At 64.8% G+C, this 23022-nt stretch carries 23 protein-coding genes; 10 read left to right on the plus strand and 13 right to left on the minus strand.

Annotated features, from left to right (window positions below; genetic code table 11):
* The coding region (locus tag ABWP22_RS11575) for a cadherin-like domain-containing protein (RefSeq protein WP_353200131.1) at positions 1 to 1027 on the minus strand (1027 nt) is incomplete at its 3' end.
* Positions 1028 to 1239: 212 nt separating this feature from the next.
* Positions 1240 to 1653, minus strand: coding sequence for a hypothetical protein (locus tag ABWP22_RS11580; RefSeq protein WP_353200132.1), 414 nt, complete (start codon positions 1651 to 1653; stop codon positions 1240 to 1242).
* A gap of 198 nt (positions 1654 to 1851) precedes the next feature.
* Between ABWP22_RS11580 and ABWP22_RS11585 the strand changes: the two genes are divergently transcribed.
* Positions 1852 to 2505, plus strand: coding sequence for a response regulator transcription factor (locus ABWP22_RS11585; protein WP_353200133.1), 654 nt, complete (start codon positions 1852 to 1854; stop codon positions 2503 to 2505).
* 61 nt (positions 2506 to 2566) lie between these two features.
* Here the strand turns inward: ABWP22_RS11585 and ABWP22_RS11590 are convergent, their stop codons facing one another.
* Positions 2567 to 3445, minus strand: coding sequence for a response regulator (locus ABWP22_RS11590; RefSeq protein ID WP_353200134.1), 879 nt, complete (start codon positions 3443 to 3445; stop codon positions 2567 to 2569).
* Positions 3446 to 3726: 281 nt separating this feature from the next.
* Complete coding sequence (locus tag ABWP22_RS11595) at positions 3727 to 4245, minus strand: winged helix-turn-helix domain-containing protein (protein WP_353200135.1); 519 nt, start codon at positions 4243 to 4245, stop codon at positions 3727 to 3729.
* Between the two features lie 528 nt (positions 4246 to 4773).
* On the opposite strand from ABWP22_RS11595, the gene ABWP22_RS11600 reads away from it, so the two are divergent.
* The 3 genes from ABWP22_RS11600 to ABWP22_RS11610 are packed head-to-tail and all read left to right on the plus strand — an operon-like array spanning position 4774 to position 8112.
* Positions 4774 to 5151, plus strand: coding sequence for a response regulator (locus ABWP22_RS11600; RefSeq protein WP_353200136.1), 378 nt, complete (start codon positions 4774 to 4776; stop codon positions 5149 to 5151).
* Entirely contained in the window at positions 5148 to 7400 is a 2253-nt protein-coding gene (locus ABWP22_RS11605; protein ID WP_353200137.1) for a sensor histidine kinase, read from the plus strand. The genes ABWP22_RS11600 and ABWP22_RS11605 overlap by 4 nt, the downstream gene beginning before the upstream one ends.
* A 37-nt stretch (positions 7401 to 7437) precedes the next feature.
* Complete coding sequence (locus tag ABWP22_RS11610) at positions 7438 to 8112, plus strand: hypothetical protein (protein ID WP_353200138.1); 675 nt, start codon at positions 7438 to 7440, stop codon at positions 8110 to 8112.
* A 305-nt stretch (positions 8113 to 8417) separates the two neighbouring features.
* Here the strand turns inward: ABWP22_RS11610 and ABWP22_RS11615 are convergent, their stop codons facing one another.
* The 7 genes from ABWP22_RS11615 to ABWP22_RS11645 all read right to left on the minus strand — a co-directional run bounded on the left by ABWP22_RS11615 (position 8418) and on the right by ABWP22_RS11645 (position 15038).
* Positions 8418 to 8765 (minus strand): hypothetical protein, encoded by a 348-nt coding sequence (locus ABWP22_RS11615; protein WP_353200139.1) that lies wholly within the window; start codon positions 8763 to 8765, stop codon positions 8418 to 8420.
* Positions 8766 to 9008: 243 nt separating this feature from the next.
* Positions 9009 to 9665, minus strand: a complete 657-nt coding sequence (locus tag ABWP22_RS11620; RefSeq protein WP_353200140.1) for an SOS response-associated peptidase — start codon at positions 9663 to 9665, stop codon at positions 9009 to 9011.
* A gap of 236 nt (positions 9666 to 9901) precedes the next feature.
* Positions 9902 to 11383, minus strand: a complete 1482-nt coding sequence (locus ABWP22_RS11625; protein WP_353200141.1) for an amidase family protein — start codon at positions 11381 to 11383, stop codon at positions 9902 to 9904.
* Between the two features lie 152 nt (positions 11384 to 11535).
* The gene (locus ABWP22_RS11630) at positions 11536 to 13191 is read right to left on the minus strand and encodes an amidohydrolase (RefSeq protein ID WP_353200142.1); all 1656 of its coding nucleotides are present in this window, start codon (positions 13189 to 13191) and stop codon (positions 11536 to 11538) included.
* 18 nt (positions 13192 to 13209) lie between these two features.
* Positions 13210 to 13737 (minus strand): GNAT family N-acetyltransferase, encoded by a 528-nt coding sequence (locus ABWP22_RS11635; RefSeq protein ID WP_353200143.1) that lies wholly within the window; start codon positions 13735 to 13737, stop codon positions 13210 to 13212.
* Entirely contained in the window at positions 13734 to 14603 is an 870-nt protein-coding gene (locus ABWP22_RS11640) for an NAD(P)-dependent oxidoreductase (protein ID WP_353200144.1), read from the minus strand. The genes ABWP22_RS11635 and ABWP22_RS11640 overlap by 4 nt, the downstream gene beginning before the upstream one ends.
* A 36-nt stretch (positions 14604 to 14639) precedes the next feature.
* On the minus strand, positions 14640 to 15038 hold the full coding sequence (locus ABWP22_RS11645; RefSeq protein WP_353200145.1) for an acyl-CoA thioesterase: 399 nt from the start codon (positions 15036 to 15038) through the stop codon (positions 14640 to 14642).
* 117 nt (positions 15039 to 15155) lie between these two features.
* On the opposite strand from ABWP22_RS11645, the gene ABWP22_RS11650 reads away from it, so the two are divergent.
* From ABWP22_RS11650 to ABWP22_RS11660, 3 genes are all read left to right on the plus strand, one after another.
* The gene (locus ABWP22_RS11650; protein WP_353200279.1) at positions 15156 to 16400 is read left to right on the plus strand and encodes a threonine ammonia-lyase; all 1245 of its coding nucleotides are present in this window, start codon (positions 15156 to 15158) and stop codon (positions 16398 to 16400) included.
* A gap of 107 nt (positions 16401 to 16507) precedes the next feature.
* A complete protein-coding gene (locus ABWP22_RS11655) occupies positions 16508 to 17239 on the plus strand; it encodes an arginyltransferase (RefSeq protein ID WP_353200146.1) in 732 nt (243 codons plus the stop codon).
* Positions 17240 to 17298: 59 nt separating this feature from the next.
* Positions 17299 to 18078 (plus strand): hypothetical protein, encoded by a 780-nt coding sequence (locus ABWP22_RS11660; RefSeq protein ID WP_353200147.1) that lies wholly within the window; start codon positions 17299 to 17301, stop codon positions 18076 to 18078.
* On the opposite strand, the gene pgi is transcribed toward ABWP22_RS11660, so the two are convergent.
* The gene (pgi, locus tag ABWP22_RS11665) at positions 18075 to 19595 is read right to left on the minus strand and encodes a glucose-6-phosphate isomerase (RefSeq protein WP_353200148.1); all 1521 of its coding nucleotides are present in this window, start codon (positions 19593 to 19595) and stop codon (positions 18075 to 18077) included. The two genes, ABWP22_RS11660 and pgi, sit on opposite strands and share 4 nt — an antisense overlap.
* A 143-nt stretch (positions 19596 to 19738) precedes the next feature.
* Between pgi and rnc the strand changes: the two genes are divergently transcribed.
* Positions 19739 to 20464 carry a ribonuclease III gene (gene rnc / locus ABWP22_RS11670; RefSeq protein WP_353200149.1) on the plus strand — a complete coding sequence of 242 codons (726 nt, stop codon included), beginning with the start codon at positions 19739 to 19741 and terminating at the stop codon, positions 20462 to 20464.
* Positions 20461 to 21357, plus strand: coding sequence for a GTPase Era (gene era, locus ABWP22_RS11675; protein WP_353200150.1), 897 nt, complete (start codon positions 20461 to 20463; stop codon positions 21355 to 21357). The genes rnc and era overlap by 4 nt, the downstream gene beginning before the upstream one ends.
* Here the strand turns inward: era and ABWP22_RS11680 are convergent.
* Positions 21354 to 22151: a cistern family PEP-CTERM protein gene (locus ABWP22_RS11680; RefSeq protein ID WP_353200151.1), complete on the minus strand. Its 798-nt coding sequence runs from the start codon at positions 22149 to 22151 to the stop codon at positions 21354 to 21356. The two genes, era and ABWP22_RS11680, sit on opposite strands and share 4 nt — an antisense overlap.
* A gap of 88 nt (positions 22152 to 22239) precedes the next feature.
* Between ABWP22_RS11680 and recO the strand changes: the two genes are divergently transcribed.
* Positions 22240 to 23004, plus strand: coding sequence for a DNA repair protein RecO (recO, locus tag ABWP22_RS11685; protein WP_353200152.1), 765 nt, complete (start codon positions 22240 to 22242; stop codon positions 23002 to 23004).
* Positions 23005 to 23022 lie beyond the last annotated feature (18 nt).

Below are 23022 nucleotides of genomic sequence, written 5' to 3' on the forward strand. Positions count from 1 at the left end.
AGCTCCACGCCGCGTCCTCGGCACTCGCCTGATCCGCAATGGCCGCAGAGACCACGGGCGCATCGTTCACCGCGGCCACCGTCAGATTGACGGTACCGGTGGCCAGCCCGCCCTTCCCGTCACTGATGGTATAGGCAAAGCTGGGTGTGCCGAAATAATTGGCCAACGGCTTGAAGGTCAGTGTGCCATCGGCGTTGAGCGTGACGGTGCCGACGCCCGCCAGCGTCACCGGCGTGCCGGCAATGATCGCCGCGCCATTGATGGCGGTGACGGCCAGGGCATCGCCATTGGGATCGCTGTCGTTGGCGGTAACACTGAACGTGACCGCGCTGTCCTCGTTCAGCGAGACCGCATCGCTGGCCGCCGTGGGCGCCAAGTTGGTGCTACCCGGATTGTCGGAGCCGCCAGCAAACACGGCAGCGAGCGGGAGACCGATGGCGCCCAGAGCGATCGCCAGCTCCTGGGTGCCGAACCCGCCGTCACCACCATCTTCATGGTCGCCGGGCTTGTGCTTTGCGGCGCCGGCCGCTTCGTGCTGCTCGGTCCACTTCGCCACCTGACGGTCGAGCGACGCGAACAGCGCCTTGATCTTGGGCTCAAACAATTGCTTGAGCCGATCCAGCAGTTGCGCTGTTTCCAGATGCAGCAGTTCATCGGCATCAGCCGCAGAAAGGCCCAGCGCTTCCAGCTTTTCCTGGGTCAGCCAGGACCGAACATCGTCGGCCTGTTTGCCCAGCAAATCGGGCCGCGCAAGCAGCAACGCGATCTTGAGCAGGGTCTGCTCTTGCGGTGCCAGTTCGGCTTGGTGTGCAAGGACCGCGGCCAGTTTTTCGGCATCATAATCCTGTGCCGCAGCCAGTTTTGCCTGGGCAAAAACCGCCAGGAAAAAGGCAAAGGTCTCCGCACCCCGTCCGGCGCGCCGCCAGAAGGGGGTCTTCGATCGAACCTTTTGCCAAATTGGCTTCACAAACTTCCTGCCAAATACAATTCGAGCCGCCTCCCTCCCTTGATTGTCAGGAAAGCTCAAACGCTTACGTCGGCAACTTTTGCCGATATCCTGAATGTAATTCGGCTCTGGCGGGCTTCAGCCGCAGCCTCGCCCTGACCAGGGGGCAGCCGGCGCGGCTAAACCCTTCTTGCAAAAGCAATGCGCGGCGGGCTTCGGCGAAATTTGAACTTTTCAAGGCGGTTGGCACCGAACGCGTCATTTCGTCGCCAGACGGGCGCCGAGCTGCGCGTTCAATGGTGCGGTGCAACAGATCCGGCCATGTCCGGCATCCCGATTCGAGGCCAGCATGCGCGACAGGCCGTTTCGGCAAGGCCGCGCAGCCTGCGCTGCCGGCGCCTTGACCCTTGGCCCTTGGCCCTTGGCAATGCGTAGAACATGGCTGCCCGTTTCCAGACCAGATGTAACAGCGGCGGCGGATCGGCTTCCTGGAAATCGGTACGAACGTTCTTGCAAATTTCTTGCGTGCATTCTGGCAATTCGCGTATCCAATGTTCGGAAATTAGATATAATAATTGAGATGTTTTTGACTTGCTTTGATTCCAGGTGATTTTTTTCAAAAAAAGCTCAGGCCAATTTTGTCGGCAAGATTGGCGTTTCAGCACATGAGAAATTTGTGCGAACGTGGCGAATATCGCGCGGAACACTGGCAAAACCAATGCGGCTACCAGTTTGGTTGGGCTTGCAGCAGGACCCGGGTTGGGAGATACAAATTTCGCCTGTCGTCAGAGGCTCCTCGGGCCAGCCATCCGTGCTCTTGCACAGGATTGGGGCGAAAAGCGGCCACTGGCGTCTATCCCCCCGACCAAGTGCCGTTCGACCATGTGTGAAATGCTGCAAGATCGATGAAGCGACTGGCCTATATTATCGGCAGCGAAACAATCAACGCCGGCGAACTGGCAGCGATTGTCAGCCATTCCGGCTTTGAAGCGGTCGTGTTCGATTCTGTGCAGACGTTCACGCCTGTAAGCCATGTTCTTGATTGCGGCGTCGCCATCATCGAGCTGAAAAGCATGGATCATTCCGGCATCGATCTGATCGCGCAACTCAAGGCACAGCGTTATCTGCATGTGCCGATTGGCTGCAGTGCGGACCCAAGTGTGCGATTGGCGGTCGACGCGATGCGTGCCGGTGCGCTTCATTATCTGCCCCGCCCATTCAAGCCCATCGAGATCTGCTCGGCATTGCACGAAGCCTATCTGGCTTTGCTGCAGACCACGAGGGATTCAACCCACAAGGCTGCTGCAGCGCAGCAGACCCAGTTGCTCACCGTGCGGCAGCGCGAGATCCTGAGCGGACTGATGTCCGGCGAGCGCAACCAGGCCATCGCCAAACGGCTGGGCATCAGTTGCCGCACGGTTGAGTCACATCGCAAGAAGATGATGGAACGCCTGGGCGCGGACACGATTGCCGACGCCATTCGGGTTGGGCTGGACAGCGGCATGAACGTGCGGCCCCGATCCCAGGATCAACCCTTGGATGCCACGCAAGCCCGGTGACGCCCGTCGGCGCGTGGGTGCACCTGCGGCCTGGCACCCACCAGACCGGCACGGCGGCCGGTTACAGCCGCGACAGATCGAGCAGATAGCTGATCAAGGCCGCCTGCACGTCCGGCCGGATCTGCAGAAAGTCGCGGCGCCCGTCATTCTCGTCCGGCATGCGCAGCAACACGCCATCTTCCACCATGCGGTTGACCAGCCGCAACGCGGTCGTCGTGGCGACGCCGGCCACGATGCAGGCACTTGAAACCGCAACCTTGCGCCGTTCCAGCGCCGCCAGCAGCAGATCAAGCAGAATGTTCCATGCCGGATCGCCCAGCAGCTTGCCGCCGATCACCCGTGACCGCGAATGTTCGGCGCGGATGAGCTTTTTCACCAGCGTCGCATCGACCTCGATGTCATTGCGGCCATAATGATATCCGCCGGTTTCCTTCGCGGACGTGTTGGTTTCGAACAGCGCGGTGATGCGCTGCATCTCGCTGCTCATCGCACTCAACTGGCTGGCGACCGAATCCACCGGGCTGGCTTCAGCCGCCATCGCGGAAATGCGCAGCAGCGTGGCGTTCAGCGCCGACGCCGTGAACGGCTTTTCCAGCAGATCGACGACCGACGCGCGGATGGCACTCACGGCGACATCAAGAGTGGGATAAGCCGTTGCCAGGATGAAGAAAATCTTGCGGCGGCGGACAGCGCTGCGCCCCGTCAGGGCGTAGATCAGGCTGATGCCGTCGCCGCCCGGCATCTTGTAATCAACGATGACGGTGATGACATTATGATTGGCCAGTTGGGCGAATGCCTCCGGGATGGTGTGGGCCCGGACGGACCGATAGCCCAGGTCCGCCAGCATCGCGCAGCAGGCATCCACCCAGGCTTCATCGTCGTCGACAACCAGGATGACGCCAAATTCATGCTCATCTGACTGCCATTTCGCAGAGGTCATCGGCATTTGACGCATCACGGGCCTCTCGACGGAAAATTCAGGTTTGGCAGACACATGCCAACCACGCATGGGCAGACGGCAACGCCATCGCCCAGGACCAAGGCATGGTCTCGGACCGAACAAGGGAAGATCATGGGCCGGGAACCCAATGCGCAACCACATCCAGGCGCGAACCAACCAGACACGCTGCGGTATCGATGCGGACAGGCTGGTGCAGACAAGCGCCAACCAACTCAATCAGCGGAACGTTCATCAACTCCTTGGCTTCTTAATGAGGCTTCTCAGTCATGGCCGGACGCAGAAAGATTGGCAGCCGTCGCGGACGACGTGGCGAACGCGGCCAGATCCAGCCGCTCGGCAACGCGGGCCGCGTTGCGCCCATTGATACGATAGCCTCTCAACCGCACCGTCTCGATCACGTCATCAAGGTCATGGCGCAAAAGCTCGGTGCGCAGGCCACTGACGTATACGTTGATGGAATTCTCGGTCAGTTGCAACCGGTCTGCCAACTGCTTCCGGTTCAGCGGTTCCCCATTTTGCACAAGCAGAATGTACAGAACGGAAGCGCTGCCGTGGGAAACGAGACCAACGTTCCATCGGAACGCAATGAAAGCGGCGCGATCGGCCTGCTCGTCACCCGTCAATTTCAGCATGGCCGGGCTGAACGCATCCGGCGCGACCCTGGCGCCGCCGCTTGGAAACGAGCCCCCGTCCAGGCTGCGATTGGTGAGGGCGCGATAATTGATCACGCTCGACGCGGCGCCGCCGTCCAGCGCCGAAATCATCCGGTAGTCACTCATGCCACGCCCCGACCCCCCTGCCGTGCGACCCATTCCTTGACGAATGTGGCGCGTCCGGCCGGGTCCTGATCCATCAAGAATCGGTGGCTGCTCAAGGATAGTTGCCGCAACTTTGCACTGTTCCGGCATTTTAACACCGTATTTCTACGCGGTGCATGGGCCGATTTCATACCAAAGTTTGAGGTATTTCGGCCTGTTTGGACAGGTTGGCGGCCAGATCACGCTGATCGCGGGCGGCGATCGTGCCGCGCCTTGTCGTGGTCCTGCCGGACGGGCGAGCCCCTGCCTGCAACCACATTTCGTTCGTCCCGTAGGCCTTATCCGGGGGCTGCCCTGCCAGCCCAGAGCGCGGCCGGCTGGCGTTGGATCGGCGGCTGCCGGCGGCGCGGCAAAGGCACACGGGCGGAAACCAACATGCCACCAGAGTTGACCGTAATTAGGTTCAGGCGCAAAACGAGACGCGCAGCTTAGTATCCACGATGGCCGGCAGGATATCGATACGTTAACAAGTAGCAAGAAACATTATACATGGCAGTTTTTCAAATACTGATAATAGATGACTTCGACGATATTGTCGAAGAGTTTGTCGTCATGCTTGAACTTCTTGGCTTTTCCGCCATCGGTGCCGCGACACTTGATGAAGGCATCGCGACATTGAAACGACATGAAACAATTGAGGTCATCATCAGCGACGTCCGCCTGCCGGGACATTCCGGTTTTGAACTTGTGGACGCCATGAAAACCGACCCGGTTCTGCGGGATCGACACTTGTCCTGCATCTTCATGTCGGGCGAGATGCCGATCAGCAACAACAGCCTTGCCTACCCCGTCATGGCCAAGCCGCTGGACATGGCCAGGCTGCTTGCAGAGCTGCAGCGGATTCTGGGTGGGGGGCCGCCGCAATGATGGCCCGGCCGTTGGCCAGCAAGCGCGTGGCGGCCCTCATTCTGGTGCCCATCGGCTTTCTGCTCGCCTTCACCCTCTCCACAGCCAATCCCATTGCCATTGGCCATGTCAGCATCCAGCTTTCCGTTCTGGTGATTTTGCTGTCCGGGCAGTTATTCGGCTTTGGCGGCGGATTTCTGGTCACCTTGGGCGCCGTCCTGGCCGTCACGGGCGGCGACAATGCCGCGGTTCCCATGCTGACGACCGTCGGCTTTTACATCACCACATATTATTTGCGGCAACAGGGTGCCCTGCTCGCGCAGGGCGCGGCCATTTTCTTCACCATCACGTTTCTGATCATCGCCCTGATCTCGCCCGAAGCGGCACCCGGAAACATGCAGGCGCTGGCCTTCGTGTATATTCGCAGCGCAATCGGGAGCATTTTCCTGGCGGCCATCGCCGATTTGCTGCTGCGCGGCATCACGCCGACAACACAATGGCCGGTGGCGAACCTGCGCCAATCCCTGTCGATCAATCAGCTTTCGCGCAGTGCAACATCCCTGGCCTTCTGCAGCCTGATCCTGTTCGTGGTCAATCTGGCCAGCCAAACGCTCGACGACATCAACCGCGATCATCCCGCCCGCTTGCGGGACCGGGTTGCCATCACACTGTACGAGAACCCCAGGGCCAGCCTGCCGCTGCGCATGGCCATCCCGGGCGACGGCGGCGACCGGATCGACGTGATCGTTGCGCCGCCGGGCGCCGATGCCTTCGCGCTGGCCAACACGGTCTGGCACGGGCGCTGCCGGCCTGGCCCTGGCGTGGCGCTGCTTGCGGCCGATCTCGGCGCCGAACTGCAGGATCTCCTCAGGCCATGCGGCGCGTTCAGCGTGGCGATCAACGGCAAGCGCCTTGATGGCATTGCCGATTTTGGGACAATCATCGAAGCCACGGTGCGCAAGATCATGTGGCAGATGGCAGCGCTGTTCGGCATGATCTGCCTGGTTTCCGCTTATCTGCTTTCCGTGAAGAATCAGATTCTGCGCGAATTTCTGGCAACGGAGAGCCTCATTTTCAAATTCGGTCGACCAAGGCTGGAGCTTCCAGCCGATGTTCATATCACCGAATTCCAGGATATGGCGCAGACGATCATACAGCGTAACAACGTCTTTCTATCCAACGAGGCGGAACGGGAAAAGCTTTCCGGTGCCGTTGGCGAACTTCAGCGGACCATCGAATTCTCGATGATGGCCGACATCCGATATGACCATGATGCTTCCAGGCTATGCTACACACAATTGCTGTTGGACGGTCGTTCCATTGCGCGGGAAATGGCCGTCCACCCCTTCGATCTCAACCTGTTCGCACAGATCGACGGCAGCAGCGACGCCTTGGTGGAGTTTCGCGAACCGCCGCCGTCCGAAGCGTCGCACATGCTCACGCTGCGCGGGGCGGCCGGCCCGCAATCCTGGTCGTCGGGCGTGATGGTGGCCATGCGCCAGCCCAGGCGCATGCGCGAATTCCTGCTGCACAACGCCCGCCTGATGGATCTGGGCGGCAGGGCTTCGGCCATATGCCACGAACTCAAGCAGCCGCTGTTCACCATGGCGCTGTCGGCACAAAGCATCAACCTGCTGCTGGCGCAGGATGGCCCCGTCGCCATGGCCCGCCTGCAGGAACGCAGCATGCGCATCGGCGAGCAGGTGACGCGGGCGCAACAGATCATCGACCGCATCGCCAATTATGGCCGGATCAGCATGGCCAGCGATGTCACATCGGATCCCAGCGAAGCGTTCGAGACGGCGGTGTCGTTCCTGGCCACGCTGCTGCACGAAAATGGCATCCGCTGTGATGTCAGGCGGCGCAGCAGCGGGCGCGTGATGATCGCCCCCGTGGCGCTGGAACAGGTGATGGTGAATGCCATCCAGAACAGCATCGATGCCATTCTTGAAGCCCGCGCCAGCCAGAACCGCCCTGACGCACACCGCATCGAATTCGAGGCCCTGTGCGAAGACGGCCAGGTGACGTTCAGCGTGCTCGACGACGGGATTGGCGTCGATACGGCCGGCGCATCGAGTGCGTTCGAGCCGTTCTATACCTCCAAATCCGAAACGGGCGGCAGCGGCCTGGGGCTGTTCATCGTCCGGCAGATCATCATCGAAGCATCGGGCCAGATCGCGCTGCTGCCGCGCGCGCCGCATGGCATGATCCTTCAGGTCCACCTGCCGGAAGCCGTGGCCGGCACCGAAGACCGCGTGACCAAGGCTTGATGCGGGGGCACCGTCCCGCGGGGAAAGGATGTGAACAATGGCCATCAACACCGGCGCGCCGCCGTTCGTCAACACCCCGCTGGCGGCGCTGCACGCCTTCCTGCTGAAGGATTTCCTGCACGAGATCGGCCAGCCGCTCAGCCTGCTGGGCATGATGACCCATGGTTTCGCCGGCGCGTCTGCCGAGGCTGAAGACGCCGAAGACCTCATCCTCAGCGTGGGGCAATCGGTGCGCATGGCCGGCGCGCTGGAACAGGCCACGCAGGTTTACAAACTGTTCCGGTCCGTCGGCCTGCCGTCGCGGCTAGCGACGCTGCCGCATGAACAATGGGATGTGGCGGCCGCACGGATCACGGTCCTCACCCGGCTGGCACTGGCCCGGTCTGGCGCCGCGCTGTCCATTGCGCCGGCGGATTGCCCGGTGGCGCTCAATCCCCTCCTCGCCGAGCTCGAAGCCATCGCGATCGCCTTGATCAAGGAAAATGCCGAACATCTGGGTACAAACAGCGGCGGTCGCTTCCACCTCGACGTGCAGCACCAGGCCGGCAATGAACCGGACCCCTCAGCCCTGCAGCTCAGCTTGACGCTCAGCAACAACGCGCATGGCGACGCGCTGGCGATCACCGCAATGGCGCAGTGGCTGGCTGCGGCCTATGGCTGGGTTCTCCAGGCCGGCACCGCCACATCCCGGATCGTCATCGCCAGACCCTGAACGCGCCGGCAGTCCGACGAGCCTGCGCCCGCGCCGCCCTGGAGCGTTTTCCGATCAAGCTGGGTCACCGGCACGGCGGCGGATTTGGTTCAGGGCAAGGAGCGAGGAGGGCGCGATGCTCTTTGCATCGTAACCGACGAGGGACGCCGCCCTGGGCCAAATCCGCCCCGCCCCGAAGGGGTCGCCCGATAGGGCGATGACGGTGATCCAACTTGGTCGGAAAACGCTCTAAACTTCGCGTGATGATCAAACCCGACCAAACTCCCTGAACAGGAACGGCGGCGCCGCGTCTGACGTGGCCGAATTCAGCCGTTGTTGTGGAAGAAATCATCCTTCCGGAAGCGGCGCTCCGTCACGGCCGGAGAAACGGCCGCAACCCGCGCCGGATCGGCCAGACGGGATCCCGCTGCGTCGGCGGCATGCATGGCTTGCAGCAGGGACAGGTCGACGATCGTGAAACTGCCATGGCGCTGCTCAAGCCGGGTCGCAAGGACCTGGGCCAGCATCTGCATCACCATCCACAGGAACGGCAGGCCCACAACCATCCAGCCGGCCGGCAAGTCGACATTGCCCAGCCAGACAATTGACACCACAATCAGGGAAATCAGGCACATGAGCCGATTCACGATGCGCGAAAGCCGCGTTCTGATCACAAGCATAATCCGCCAACCCGATATGGCTGACGTCCACCACAGCGACCGGCGTGTCGCAACGCCAACAACAACCGACTTTGCATCCGTCGGGGCTTCAGCGCGCTTCCCGCGTGGCCGCCGGGGAGCGCACACGCCCCGGCCAAGCCCGCATGGCTCAGGCCAACGCCGCCACGCGGTGCTGAGGGGGCGCTGGTGATCTGCAGGGACCTGATGCTGGCCGAACTGGGGACTGAGCGGCTGCCGTCATGCACCCATCCGCAACGTCCCGTCGGCCAGTGGCCGCTGCAGGGTGGCGGCTTCAGCCCAGTTTGCGGTCAACCAGTGGCGCTGTTGGCTGGGGGCGGTGAGGATCACCGGCATCGCCTTGGGATGGTGGGGGGCGACATCTTCATTGGGCTCACAGGTGAGGAAGCCGAACAGGGTCAGCGTCACCGCGCCTTCGGCTCGTCGGCGCACCCCGGTCCAGCGGGTGGCGATGCCGGCGAAGCAGGCCAGTGGGTCTTGCGCCGCCTTTTCGAACCACAGCGGCACGAAGCCGGCGTTGCCCTTCACATGTTCGGCGAAGGCGGTGAACGGCACCAGGCAGCGGTGCGGGGGTGAAAGCCAGCGGCGCCAGTGGGGGCTGGCGGTGTTGCGGATGTTGGTGATGCCGCGATCAACCGTCTTGCCGTCCAGCGCGAAGGCCGGGCTGGGCATGCCCCAGCGGGCGTATTGCAGCACCGGGCCGGGGGTTTCGGCGTCCGCCTTCCCCATGCGGATGATCGGCGCTTCGCCATCGGGGTAGATGCCCGGCAGCGATGCCAGATTGCCGAGCCGGTCGCTTTCCGGACCCAGCTCCAGCGCGCGCGCCAGGTCGCGCAGCGCCTGCTGGCCTTTGGTGAGGGCGTAGAGATTGCACATGTCAGAAGGTTCGACGCATCCCGCTGTTGCGACGGCGGGCGGTAACAGCCTTAGCCGGCGTCTCGCCGCTCCCGCAGGGCTCTAAAGCGGCGGTGGCGCAAGGTTCCACAGCCAGAGGAGATTGGCCAAGGTGCCCGACAGGCCGAGCAGCAATCGGGCGTGAACACGCATCATGCCGGTAACGGCATGGCACGGCCGGGCCTGCCGATGCGCGGGCGGCGCGATCCATCATGGCATCAGTTGCGGCGGTTTCCGAACCATATTGGCGGCCGGCGCTGCGCCCAGGGGGCGGCGGCCTCCAACTGGAAAGCGAGATCGAGCAGCTTGGCATCGTCACCGCGCCGGCCGGCGAAGTGCATGCCCAAGGGGAGCCCGTTGGTGGCCTGCATGATCGGCACGCTCATCGCGGCGGCGCCGGTGAGATTCTGCACCGGCGTATAGGCGACCAGCCGCATCATGTCGGCCATCAAGTCAGCCGGCGGCCGTGTGGGCGACAGATAGCCGATCGGGACAGCGTGACGGGACAGCACGGGCGTCAGCAGCAGATCATGATCCTGGAAACTGGCGTTATAGGCATTGCGATAAGTGGCCAGCCGCCCCATCAGCGCCTGCACATCGGCGGGCGCCATGGCGGCGCCGTTGCCAGCCAGATGGCGGGTGAGCGGTTCGAGTTTGGCGACCCCATCGGCGCCAAAGGCCTTTTGCACGGCCCCCACCGCCTGCGCCGCGCCCAGCGACCACAAGGCGACGAAATCGCGGGCGAATTCCGCCGGCGGGATCGGCCAGGGCGCGTCGATCACCGTGTGGCCCATCGATGCCAGCAGGCGGCGGGTGCGATCGATGCCGGCCAGCACCTCGGCATCGGGCTGGGCGTTCTCGGGGCCGGCGGTGATCACCGCGATGCGGAACCGTTCCCCGGCGGGGCCGTTCAGCCGCGGCACCGGGGCGCCCAGCCCATCGCTGCCCTGGATCTGCAGCGCCGCCATGCTGAGCGCGGCATCACGCACGCTGCGGGTGAGCACATGATCCACCGTGATTTCGGCGGGATCGTCGGCCTTGCCCTGCCCGGCCAGGCGCCCACGGCTGGGCTTGAAGCCGAACAGGCCGCACAGCGCGGCGGGAATACGGATCGATCCGCCGCCATCATTGGCGTGGGCAATCGGCACCACCCCGGCCGCCACGGCCGCCGCGCTGCCGCCCGACGAACCGCCGGGCGAGAAGGCCGGGTTCCACGGGTTGCGCGTCGGGCCGTGGCTGAGCGGCTCGGTCACGCACATCAGGCCGAATTCCGGCGTCGCCGTCTTGCCGATCGGCAGGGTGTTCATCTGGGCAAAGGCATCGACGAAGGCTTCGTTCTTCGCCGCCGGCGGCACATCGGCAAACGCGCGGCTGCCGTTCTTCGTCGGCCAGCCCTTGTAGTCATTGAGATCCTTGATGAAGGTCGGGATCGCCGGCTGGCGCTCATCCTTTGGCAGGCTGGCGATGGCGCGCGGGCGGTCGATCAGCACGGCGAAATTCAACTGCGGCTGCGCGGCATCGGCGCGGTCGAGCGCGGCGAGCACCTCGTCGCGCGCGCTGGCGCCACCGCTGCGGATGCGCTGCGCCAGGCCGATGGCGTCGGCGGGATCGGCGGCGCTGGTTTGCGCCAGGGCCGGTGTGGCGGCGAGTGCTGCCCCGCCAGCCAGCAGCGCGCGGCGCGAGATGTCGAGATCCATCATGCTATGCCCTCCCCAGGTGCGCGATGAGCGTGACATGACGAGGGCTGCCGGGCAAGCGGCGGGAGCCGCGCGCAGAGACGTCAAAGGCACCAGTCATGCTGAAACAAGTTCAGCATGACTGGATCTTCACTGGATGGGCGGTGCCCCTCGCCTCACTTGCGCTTGAACACCTGTTTGCCCGCCAGCCACGTCGCGGTCACCTTGATCCGCCACAGATCGCCCTCGGGCGCGGTGAACGGATCGCGGTCCAGCGTGATGAAATCGGCCCATTTGCCGGGCTCCAGCGTGCCGACCTTGTCTTCATTGTGGCCGGCGCGCGCCGCCCACAGGGTGAAGCCGGCGAAGGCATCCTCGCGGCTGAGCTTCTCCCACGGGCGCCAGCCGCCGGCGGGCAGGCCATCACGCGATTGGCGGGTGACGGCGGCGTGGATGCCGAACATCGGATCGGGCGGCTCCACCGGGAAATCGCTGCCCAGCGCCAGTTGCGCGCCGCTCTTCTTGATCTGTGCCCAGGCATAGGCGCCGCCCAGCCGGCCTTCGCCAAGGCGGGCTTCGGCCATGCCCTTGTCCGACGTGGCGTGGGTGGGCTGCATGGAGGCGATGACCTGCAATTCGGCAAAGCGGCCGAGATCGGCCATGTCGACAATCTGCGCATGCTCGTTGCGGTGGCGCAGCTTCACGCGCTCGGCCAGCGGCACGGCGGCAAAGCCGTCCATCGTCGATCGGTTGGCCTGGTCGCCGATGGCGTGGACATTGACCTGAAAGCCATCCTTCGAGGCATCGGTGATAAAAGTCTTCAGCCGGCCCGCCGGGGTGATGTCCAGCCCGCGCGTGTTCGGCATGTCGGCATAGGGGGCGATCAGATAGGCGCCGCGGCTGCCGAGCGCGCCATCCGACACCAGCTTCATCGCCTGCATGGCGATCAGATCATCATGCCCCCACGGGATCGGGCCACCCGGCGCGATGGCCTTGCGGTTGTCCGGCCCGGCCGCCATCGCATAGATGCGCGCGGTCAGCTTGCCGGTCTGGGCGAAGCGGACATAGCGATCCCAGGTCGATTTATCCATGCCGGCATCATGCGCGCCGGTCAGGCCGACTTCGGCCATGGTTTGCAGCGATTTTTCGAGCGCAAGATCGAGCCGCGCGGCATCGTCGCCGGGAATCACCTGCCTGATCAGCGCTTGGGCTCTGTCCACGAACACGCCGGTGGGATTGCCGTCGGCATCGCGGATGATCTCGCCGCCGGCGGGGGATTTGGTGTCGCGGGTGATCCCGGCGGCCTTCATCGCAGCGGTATTGGCCCAGCCAGCGTGGCCATCGACACGGCCGAACCAGGCAGGCCGTGTTCCCGTTACCGCGTCCAGCTCGGCCGCGGTGGGGAAGCGGCCGATCAGCTTGCCGCCATCATACCAGCGTTCCTGGTTCCAGCCGCGCCCCAGGATCCAGCCGGCGGCCGGCGTGCCAGCCTTGATGCGCGCCAGCGCTTCGGGGATCGATGCCGTGTCGCGCAGATCGACCACGAGCTTCAATTCGCCCAGCCCCATCACGTGGCCATGCGCATCGATCAGGCCGGGCCACAGCGTCGCGCCGGCCATGTCCACGCGGGTGCCCGCGGGCAACGCCGCGTCGGCGGGCAAAGTCGCCTTCACCTTGCCTTTGTCCGGGCCGGCATCACCCACCACCAGCGTCGCAAAGCGGTGCAGAACCCCCTTGGCGTCGAGCGTGTAGCCGTTGGCATTGGTGTAGAGCGTATCGGCCAATGCCGGCGCAGCGGCGGACAGCAAGGCGACGAGCAGCAGCTTCTTCATTCTTCTTCCCCCCGGATGTCAAAGGTCCTTGGCCATGAACACCCAATGCGCGTGCATTATTTCAGGCACTTCCACCCCTGGATAAGGCGGAATTCGCGAAAAGCCCAGCCGTTCGTACAGCGCAATCGCGGTGGTCAGCGTGGGGGCGGTATCGAGGAACATGGTGCGATAGCCAAAGCCGCGCGCGTCATCCATCAGCCGTTCCACCAGCGCGCGGCCAAGCCCCTGCCCCTTGGCGACATCGCGGATATAGACGCGCTTCATTTCGGCGATGTCACCGCGCACCCGGCGGATGCCGCCCATGCCGATGGGCTGACCTTGCTGTTCAACGACGTAGAACTGGCTTTCTGGCGGGCCATTGCCGATGATCCTGGGCAGCACGCCCGGCAGATAGGCGCGAATGTCACCGCCGGGGAAGATTTCAGCCAGCGTGACCGGAAAGCGTGCGGTCACGCCGGAAAATACGAACTCGAGATATTCGGTATTGAGATCGATCAGCAGGGCCGCATCGGCGGGCAAGCGCGCCGGCCGATGGAGGATGTTCACCGCACCAGCCGCCGGATCAGGCTGCTGGTATCCTGCCGCGCGCCGCCCATCGCTTGCACATCGGCATAATATTGATCGACCAGCGCCGTTGTCGGCAGCGGCACACCCAGCCGCTTCGCCTCGTCCAGCGCCAGGCCGAGATCCTTGCGCATCCAATCCACCGCGAAGCCGAAATCAAATGACCCTCGCGTCATGGTCTTGGCGCGATTGTCCATCTGCCAGCTTTGCGCGGCGCCCTTGGAGATCACGTCCACGACCGCGTCCATGTCGAGGCCCGCCTTCATCCCCAGCGCCAGCCCTTCGGACAGGCCGGCGAGAATGCCGGCGATGCACAATTGGTTGACCATCTTGGTGAGCTGGCCGCTGCCGGCCGGGCCCATGTGACCGATGCGCAAGGCATAGGCGCTCATCACCGGTTCCGCAGCTGCGAACGCCGCCTCGCTGCCGCCGACCATGATGGTCAGCTTGCCATTTTCGGCGCCCGCCTGCCCGCCCGACACCGGCGCATCCACCACCAACAGGCCGCGCGCGTCGCCTTCGCTCGCCAGCCGGCGGGCGATGGCGGCGGACACCGTGGTGTGATCGATGAACAGCGCACCGGCGCGCATCGCGGCAAAGGCGCCATCCGCCCCCAGCGTCACCGCCTCCAGATCGGCATCCGCACCGACACAGGCGATCACCACATCCGCGCCATCAGCCGCGGCCGCGGGAGTCGCAGCGCTGCGCCCGCCATGCGCCGCCACCCAGGCGGCGGCCTTTGCCGGCGTGCGGTTGTAAACGGTGAGGCTGTGGCCTGCCGCGGCCAGATGCCGTGCCATCGGCGCGCCCATCACGCCGAGGCCGAGATATGCGATTTCAATGCCCATGGGCGCGGCTTTAACGCCGCGCCGCGAACCGCGCAATCAGGGGGCGTTTTGCGAGACTGGCAGGAACAATGAAACCACATCGCGCGCCAGCCGCGCTGGGCGCATGGTGGCGACATCGATGCAGCACCAAGTGCTTTTCACTTCGGCGATCACCTGTTCGCCGCGCTTGAACATCGTGGTGAAAAAGGCGCGGGCGCCCTGCACGCTTTCGGCGACAACACTGGCGACGACATCATCGTTCAGAAACGCCGGCGCGCGATAATTGATATTGTGGTTCAGCGCGACCCACAGATGGTTGGCGACGGCTTCGGGCGGCGCGGTGTGCTGCCAATAGGCCACCACCGCATCCTGCACCCAGCGCAGATAGACCGCGTTGTTGACATGACCCATGTGATCGATGTCGGCCGGATCGACGGCCACATCATGACGGTACATGCACAACACTCCAGAACGCGGACACAACAGGTTGCCCATGAAGCACGCCAATGGTCAAGCCCGATGCGGTGCAGCGCGGCACTGGCGCGGCACAAGCTGCGGCGCTATGCAGCGGCGATGAACGCAACCGCACCCGCCGTGCAGGACAGCCTGCCGATCAGCCTGGATGATGTGACCGCCGCTGCGAAGGCCATTGCCGGCCAGGTGATCCGCACGCCGTGCCTGAAATCGGAAACGCTGAGCCAGATGACCGGCGCCGAGGTGTGGCTGAAGTTTGAAAATCTGCAGTTCACCGCCGCCTACAAGGAGCGTGGCGCGCTGAACCGGCTGCTCAGCCTGACCGCCGAGGAGCGGCAGCGCGGCGTGATCGCCGCATCGGCCGGCAACCATGCGCAAGGCCTGGCCTATCACGCGCGGCGGCTCGGTATCCCGGCGACCATCGTGATGCCGCAGTTCACGCCGATCGTGAAGGTGCAGCAGACCGAAGGTCACGGCGCCCAGATCGTGCTGTTCGGCGAGAAATATGACGATGCCAGCACCCATGCGCTGGAACTGGCCGCCAAAAGGGGCCTGGTTTACGTCCACCCGTTCGATGACCCACGCGTGATGGCCGGCCAGGGCACGGTGGGCCTTGAGATGCTGGAGGATGTGCCGGAGCTTGACACGCTGGTCGTGCCGATCGGCGGCGGCGGGCTGATTTCCGGGATCGCCACCGTGGCCAAGGCGCAGACACGCGACATCAGCGTGATCGGCGTGCAGGCAGAGCTTTACCCGTCGATGTATGCCGCGATGCGCGGGCAGACGTCCGTGTGCGATGGCGACACGCTGGCCGAGGGCATCGCCGTGCGCCAGCCGGGCCGCTTGACCAGCCAGGTGGTACGCGCGCTGGTCGATGATATCGTGCTGGTCGGCGAGCGCGATCTGGAACGCGCCGTATCCTTGCTGCTCGGCATCGAAAAGACCGTGGTGGAAGGCGCCGGCGCCGCTGGCCTCGCCGCCTTGCTGGCGCATCCGCGGCGGTTCCGCGGGGCCAAGGTCGGCCTGGTGCTGTGCGGCGGTAACATCGATACGCGGCTGCTGGCCAATGTGCTGCTGCGCGATCTGGCGCGCCACGGCCGGCTGGCGCGGCTGCGCATCCGCCTGAAGGACCGCGCCGGGCAATTGTTCGAAGTGGCGCGCATCTTCGATCAGCAGCAGGTGAACATCCTGGAAGTGTATCACCAGCGGGTGTTCACCAACCTGCCGGCCAAGGGCCTGATCGCCGAAATCGAATGCGAGACCCGCGATCGCGATCATCTTGACCGCCTGATGGAGGCACTCAGCGCCGCCGGTTATGATGTGCGGATGATCGAAGCGGATTGAACGGGATTAGGCCACTGGCCAGCGGCGCAACAGCACGCTAGCGTGACCGTTAAGGCTGATGGGGAACAGCCCAAGTTTGGTGGGGTCAGAAGGGCTAAAGGCGCGGCGTGACGGACCAGAGTTATCGTTTTCCACGGTTTTTCGTGACCGCCCCTTCGCCTTGCCCCTATTTGCCGGGCCGCACCGAACGCAAGGTCTTCGCCGAATTGAAGGGCGATGATGCCCAGGCCATGGCCGAAGCGCTGGGCCGAATCGGGTTCCGGCGCAGCCAGAATGTCGTGTATCGGCCGAGCTGCGACGGCTGCCAGGCCTGCGTGTCGGTGCGGGTGCCCACCGCGCGCTTTGTGCCTGGCCGCAGCCAGCACCGCCTGCTCGCCCGCCACGCCGATCTGGAGGTGCACGCCTGCGAACCCTGGGCCACCGACGAACAATGGCAGTTGCTGCGCCGCTATCTGGCGGTGCGCCACCCCGGCGGTGGCATGGCGGCCATGGACTTGCATGATTTTGCCGACATGATCGAACAATCGCCGGTCGATACCGTCGTGGTCGAATATCGCGAACCAGGAATGAACGGCAAATTGGGGCGGCTGGTGGGCTGCTGCCTCACCGACAAGCAGGCCGATGGCCTTTCGATGATCTACAGCTTCTATGATCCCGAATGCGCCGCGCGGCCGGGCATGGGCAATTTCATCATTCTCGATCATGTCGTGCGCGCCGCGCGCGCCGGCATGCCGCATGTCTATCTCGGCTACTGGATCGAAGGCTGTGACCGCATGGCCTACAAGGCGAAGTTCAAGCCCGTGGAGGCGTTGATCGGCGGGGTCTGGCGGGAGTTGTGAGCCGGCCGGCCTTGGTCACACCAGGCCGTTTCATCAAGCGTTTTGGCCGTATTGGTGGCGTGCCGGTCCTCTATTTTCACGGGTCCCCCGGAGCCGCGTTGGAGGCGGAGCTGATCGCGCCGGCGGCCATCAGGCACGGCGTGGAGTTGTGGGCCATCGATCGCGCGCTTCTCGCCGGCACCGCCGGATCAGATGATCATGTCGGCAGGCTTGCTGAACTGGTGTCACATCTGCAAGGCGGGTCCGGGCTGCCCATGCTCGGCTTTTCGATCGGCGCCGCACTGGCGCTGCGCGTGGCCGCCCGGCTGGGCACGGACGCCGGCCCCTTGTTCCTGCTGTCGGCCGGCGGGCCGCTCGACCGGCCCGGCGCGCTTGATGGCATGGGCGCGGGCGCCCGCGTGTTCAAGGCGGCGCAGGCCGATGGTGCCGGCTTTGCCCTCACGATTGGCCTGCAAGCCCGGATGGCGCGCCATTTTCCTGCCATGCTGCAACGCCTGCTGTTTGCCGGCGCGGATGGTGCAGATCGGGCGTTCGCCGCAACGCCAGCGGGCCGGGCCGTGCTGACCGGCATTCTTGCGAAGGCGTGGGACGGCAACGCCAGAGGCTATCGCGCCGATCTCATGGCCTATGTGGCGCCATGGTCGGATGAATTGCCGGCGATCTCGTCACCGGTGCGGCTGTGGCATGGCAGCCGCGACACCTGGGCGCCAATCGCGATGGGCCGCGACATTGTGGAGCGGCTGGCAAACGGCACCCTGCACATGGGGCCCGACGGGCATTACACGACATTGATCAACAACGCCCCTGCTGCCCTGGCTGCGGCGCTGGCCGAACGCTAAAGCCCCGCCCGCGCCAGCAGATCGGCGGTGGAGGGATCAAAGCCCAGATCGTCGCCGGCCAGCATGGCGTTGGCCATTTCCTTGCCCAGTTCCACGCCCCATTGATCAAACGGGTTGATGCCGAGCAGCACGGCGGCAACGAACACCCGGTGCTCATGGAGCGCGATCAGCGCGCCCAGCGTGTGCGGATCGAGCCGATCGAGCAGCAACGTCGATGATGGCCGGTTGCCGCTGAAGGTCTTCGCCCGCGCCAGCGCCGGGTCATTGCCGGACAGCGAAAGCGCGACTTCGAAGCTGCGACCTTTCAGCAGCGCGGCGCCCTGCGCAAAGCAGTTGGCCAGCAATTGCTGATGGTGGGTGGCCGGCATGTTGTGGCCTGGTTCACGCACCGCAACGAATTCGATGGGGCCAATCGCCGTGCCCTGGTGCAGCAATTGAAACACCGCGTGCTGGGCATCGGTGCCGGTGCCGCCCCAGGTGATCGGTGCGGTGCGGCCCACCACCGGATCGCCATCACGCGTCACCGATTTGCCGTTCGATTCCATTTCCAGTTGCTGCAGGTAGGAAGGCAGCAGCCGCAGCCGATCATCATAACAGAACACGCCGCGTGTCGGCTGGCCCTGCACATGCGCGGCCCACACATCCGCCAGCCCGGCGATAACCGGCAGATTGGCGGCGAGCGGCGCGTCGAGGAAATGCGTGTCCATGGCGGCTGCCCCGGCGCGCAAGCTCGCCAGCGCCTCCGGCCCGCAACGGATCGCCAGCGGCAGGCCGACCGCCGACCACAGCGAATAACGCCCGCCAACACTTTCCGCGAACGGCAGCACGGTGCCAGCGCCCCAGGCGGCGGCGCGATCCGGGCGCGCGGTGATGGCGATGGTTTGCGTCCGAGCATCGGCAACACCGGCCGCTTCGAACCATGCCAGCGCCGTCTCGGCATTGGTCATGGTTTCAGCGGTGGTGAAGGTTTTGGAGACCACGGCCAGCCGTGTGCGCGCCGGATCGCAGGCGGCCAGCGTGCGGGCCAGCGCTTCGCCATCGATGTTGCTGACCACGTGCACATTGGGGCCATCTCCATCGCGGCCCAGCGCATCGAGCAGCAGTGCCGGGCCGAGCGACGAGCCACCGATGCCGATATGGATGACATCGGCAATGTCGCTGGCGCGGATCTCGGCGGCCAGAGCTGCCACCTGCGCGGCGGCGGCCCGCGCGGCGGCCACATCCGCAGGCGTGCCGGTGCCACGCTCCGCCATGTGGGTGGCCGGCCGGCCTTCAGACGGGTTGACGATGTCGCCCGCCACCAGCCGCGCCCGCCAGCCGGCCAGATCGGCGGCACCGGCCGCTGCCAACAGGTGATCGAGGATCGGCAAGGGCAGGGCGAGGCGCGACAGATCGGCATGGATGCCGGCCACATCCAGGCTCAGCCGCGCCAGCCGATCCGGCTCGCTGGCGAACAGGTGAAGGATATCGACAGGCTGGGCAGCGGCCAGAGCGGTAACGGCGGCAAGATGATCCATGGCCTCGTGTTCCTTGGGCGGGCGGGGAAGTCCAGTGTCAAAAAGCCCATGACGGTTTCGGGATGATGACATGGAAGGGGATTCGGGCCGAATTTGCGACCGGGATTGACGGGACCGTCGCTTGCCGTCACGAAAAATCGCGCATGGCCCGAAAATTCATCTCCGGCATCGATGTCGCCGCCGCCCAGGCTGATCGCCACGCGCGCCTGGCCGAATGGGCGCGCGATGTGCTGGGGCATGATTTCGCCGATCCGGCATTGATCGATCGCGCGCTCACTCACGGCAGCGCCAGCCGGGCGACCGCCGGCAGTTACCAGCGGCTGGAATTTCTGGGTGATCGCGTGCTCGGCTGCGCGGTGGCCAGCCTGCTCTATGGCCGGCATGATGAGCCCGAAGGCCGCTTGACGGCACGGCTGCACGCCATGGTCGAAGGCCCGGCGAACGCGCGGGTGGCGCGCAGTTGGCATGTCGGCCCGCTGATCGCCATGGAGCCTGTCAGCCGCGGCAAGGGCCTGGCCGACAGCGAGAATGTGCTGGGCGATGTGGCCGAAGCCATTGTGGCGGCGGTGTTCATCGATGGCGGCTGGGCCGCGGCGCACACAATCGTGGCGCGGCACTGGGGGCCCTTGATGGCGGCAGACCAGCCGTTCCTGCATGATCCCAAGAGCAGCCTGCAGCAATGGGCGCTGAAACGCCGGCTGGGGATGCCCGAATATCTGGTGGTCGGCCGCGACGGCCCGGATCATGCGCCGATCTTCACGGTTGAAGCCAGCGTGCGTGGGCAGCCGCCCGCCACCGGCAGCGGCCGTTCCCGCCAGGAGGCCGAAAAGGCCGCCGCCGCCACCCTGCTTGCGAGACTGGAATCATGACAGAGACACATTGCGGCACGGTGGCCGTGGTCGGCGCGCCCAACGCCGGCAAATCCACCTTGGTCAACGCCATGGTCGGGCAGAAAGTGGCGATCGTGTCGGCCAAGGTGCAGACGACGCGCCAGCGGCTGATGGGCATTGCCATCGATGGCACCACGCAATTGCTGTTGATCGACACGCCGGGCATTTTCCAGCCGCGCCGCCGCCTCGATCGCGCCATGGTGAAGGCCGCCTGGGATGGCGCTGCCGATGCCGATGTCATTGCGCTGGTGGTGGACGCGAAAACCGGCCTGCGCGGGGAAGTGCCCGATATCATCGCGGCGCTGGCCAAGCGCCGGGAACCGAAATTCCTGGTGATCAACAAGGTCGACATCAGCGTGAAGGAAAAATTGCTGGTGCTGGCGCAGGCTGCCAACGCCCTGCTGCCGTTCGACGAGATCTTCTTTGTGTCGGCGACCACCGGCGATGGCGTGGCCGAACTGAAAACCGCGCTCGCCGGCCGGCTGCCGCCGGGGCCATGGCATTTCCCCGAAGACCAGTTGAGCGATGCCACCACCCGCCTGATGGCCAGCGAGCTGACCCGCGAGCAACTCTATCAGCAACTGCATGCCGAACTGCCCTATGCCGCCACCATCGAAACCGAAAAATGGGAAGAGCGGCGCGACGGCAGCATCGCCATCCACCAGCAGATCGTGGTGGAGCGCGACAGCCAGAAGGCCATCGTGCTCGGCAAGGGCGGCGCGCGCATCAAGGATATCGGCGCCACATCCCGCGCCGCGATCAGCGAACTGACCGGCAAGACCGTGCACCTGTTCCTGCACGTGAAGGTGCGGCCCGATTGGGGCGACGATCGCAGCCTGTACAGCTCGGTCGGGCTGGATTTCGTCGATTAGGCTGCGGCAAGCATCCGGCGGCGGCGCAGGCTGGCGCCGACCAGCCCGAAACCGGCGATCAACATCGCCCAGCTCGCCGGTTCCGGCACCGGATCGCTGCCCAGGTTGATCGTGCCTGTGCCCACGCCGCTATTGCCGAATTTGCTGCCGCTGAGCGACTGATAGCGCACGAAGAAGTCGAACAGGTCGAGGCTGCTGATCCCCTTTTCGAATGACAGCGTCATCACCTGGCTGGTGGCGGGAAACGGGTTGCCCTTGGTGGCCATATCAAGACCGCCACCGCCGCCGCCACTGCAATTGTTGGTCGTGCCGTTGCCCGCCATGAAGCAGACATCGGCAATCTTGCCCAGGCCGGGCACATTGACATCGGAACCGAGGCCTTTTTCTTCAAGCACTTGGCCGAACAGCGGTTTTTCAGGCCCGCCCTTGGCCTGCAAAGCCGAAGCCGCGGTGATGGCAATCGGCTTGCCCTTGCCGTCATAGCCCTGCAAACCCATGCCGAAGCCGGTGATGCGCGCCGCCGTCATCGGTGATCCGGACTGATTGGCCATCGCCACCGTGAAATTCCAGGTACGATTGGTATCAGCGATACTGTTCAGCGTGAACAGCATCGATGCGGACAGGCCTTCCTGCGGCTTGCTGTCGACCAGGCCGTTGTAGTTGATCGTGAAGGTCGTGCCGATCGACTCCTTGGTCAGGCCCTTGAGGGCGTCGGTCACTTCCACGGTCGCAGCCGCCGGCGCTGCCAGGCTGGCCGCGACCAGAAGCACGAAAACAGAGGCTCGATCGTTCATAGTCATTAAGAATCCATTAGCGTTTCCGCTCGGCTAGCGCATCCTTCGTTGCCTATGCAATCGAAATATATAATTAATGATTATGAACATGGCGCTTTCCAGCGATCCGGCTATTCTGCTGGCCATGCTCCGCATCGAACCTTGCCTGGTGGTTGCCCTGGCGCCCCATGGTGAACATGGCAACGTTGGACGATTTCTTTCGGCAGAACAGGGGCTTGCTGCTGCCTATATCCGGGGCGGGCGCGGGCGGCGCATGCGCGGCGTGCTGGCCTTGGGCAATATCGTCGCATTGGAACTGGTGACGCGGGCGCCGGGGCAACTCGCCTTTGCCACCGTGCACCCGATCTCCACCAACATGGCGATGATGCATGGGGCCGCGGCGCTGGCGCTGGTGGAATATGTCGCGTTGCTCGCCGCATCCACCCTGCCCGAAGGCGAAGCCCAGCCTGGCCTGTTCCCGCTGTTTGCCGCGCTGTTCGCAGCCGCCGGCGCCGGCGCCGATGCGCAAACCTGCGGAGCCGCAATGGTTCGCCTTGAGCTGGCGCTGCTCGCCGGCCTGGGGCTGGGGCTCGATCTGTCGAGCTGTGCCGCCACCGGCAGCCACGACGATCTGGCGTTCGTGTCGCCCAGATCGCGGCAGGCTGTCAGCCGGGCGGCCGGCGAGCCGTGGGCGGCGCGGCTGTTGCCGTTGCCGGCGTTCCTGCGCGATGGCGGCGCGGCAACCCCTGATCAATTGGCCGATGGCCTGAAGCTTTCCGGGCATTTTCTCGCCCGGGAATTGCTCGCCGGCCACCCGGCCGCGCTGCGATTGCAGGCGGCGCGGCAGCGGTTGGTGGGCTTGCTGCTGGCCTGATCCGCTTGCGGTGCCGAC

Origin of the sequence: Sandarakinorhabdus sp., assembly GCF_040398665.1 — a bacterium.
Lineage (GTDB): Bacteria > Pseudomonadota > Alphaproteobacteria > Sphingomonadales > Sphingomonadaceae > Sandarakinorhabdus.

Coding starts and splice junctions, on each gene's coding strand:
- ABWP22_RS11585 (WP_353200133.1), top strand. CDS start 1,852: ATGAAGCGACTGGCCTATATTATCGGCAGCGAAACAATCAACGCCGGC.
- ABWP22_RS11590 (WP_353200134.1), bottom strand. CDS start 3,445: ATGACCTCTGCGAAATGGCAGTCAGATGAGCATGAATTTGGCGTCATC.
- ABWP22_RS11595 (WP_353200135.1), bottom strand. CDS start 4,245: ATGAGTGACTACCGGATGATTTCGGCGCTGGACGGCGGCGCCGCGTCG.
- ABWP22_RS11600 (WP_353200136.1), top strand. CDS start 4,774: ATGGCAGTTTTTCAAATACTGATAATAGATGACTTCGACGATATTGTC.
- ABWP22_RS11605 (WP_353200137.1), top strand. CDS start 5,148: ATGATGGCCCGGCCGTTGGCCAGCAAGCGCGTGGCGGCCCTCATTCTG.
- ABWP22_RS11610 (WP_353200138.1), top strand. CDS start 7,438: ATGGCCATCAACACCGGCGCGCCGCCGTTCGTCAACACCCCGCTGGCG.
- ABWP22_RS11620 (WP_353200140.1), bottom strand. CDS start 9,665: ATGTGCAATCTCTACGCCCTCACCAAAGGCCAGCAGGCGCTGCGCGAC.
- ABWP22_RS11625 (WP_353200141.1), bottom strand. CDS start 11,383: ATGATGGATCTCGACATCTCGCGCCGCGCGCTGCTGGCTGGCGGGGCA.
- ABWP22_RS11630 (WP_353200142.1), bottom strand. CDS start 13,191: ATGAAGAAGCTGCTGCTCGTCGCCTTGCTGTCCGCCGCTGCGCCGGCA.
- ABWP22_RS11640 (WP_353200144.1), bottom strand. CDS start 14,603: ATGGGCATTGAAATCGCATATCTCGGCCTCGGCGTGATGGGCGCGCCG.
- ABWP22_RS11645 (WP_353200145.1), bottom strand. CDS start 15,038: ATGTACCGTCATGATGTGGCCGTCGATCCGGCCGACATCGATCACATG.
- ABWP22_RS11650 (WP_353200279.1), top strand. CDS start 15,156: ATGAACGCAACCGCACCCGCCGTGCAGGACAGCCTGCCGATCAGCCTG.
- pgi (WP_353200148.1), bottom strand. CDS start 19,595: ATGGATCATCTTGCCGCCGTTACCGCTCTGGCCGCTGCCCAGCCTGTC.
- rnc (WP_353200149.1), top strand. CDS start 19,739: ATGGCCCGAAAATTCATCTCCGGCATCGATGTCGCCGCCGCCCAGGCT.
- era (WP_353200150.1), top strand. CDS start 20,461: ATGACAGAGACACATTGCGGCACGGTGGCCGTGGTCGGCGCGCCCAAC.
- ABWP22_RS11680 (WP_353200151.1), bottom strand. CDS start 22,151: ATGAACGATCGAGCCTCTGTTTTCGTGCTTCTGGTCGCGGCCAGCCTG.
- recO (WP_353200152.1), top strand. CDS start 22,240: ATGGCGCTTTCCAGCGATCCGGCTATTCTGCTGGCCATGCTCCGCATC.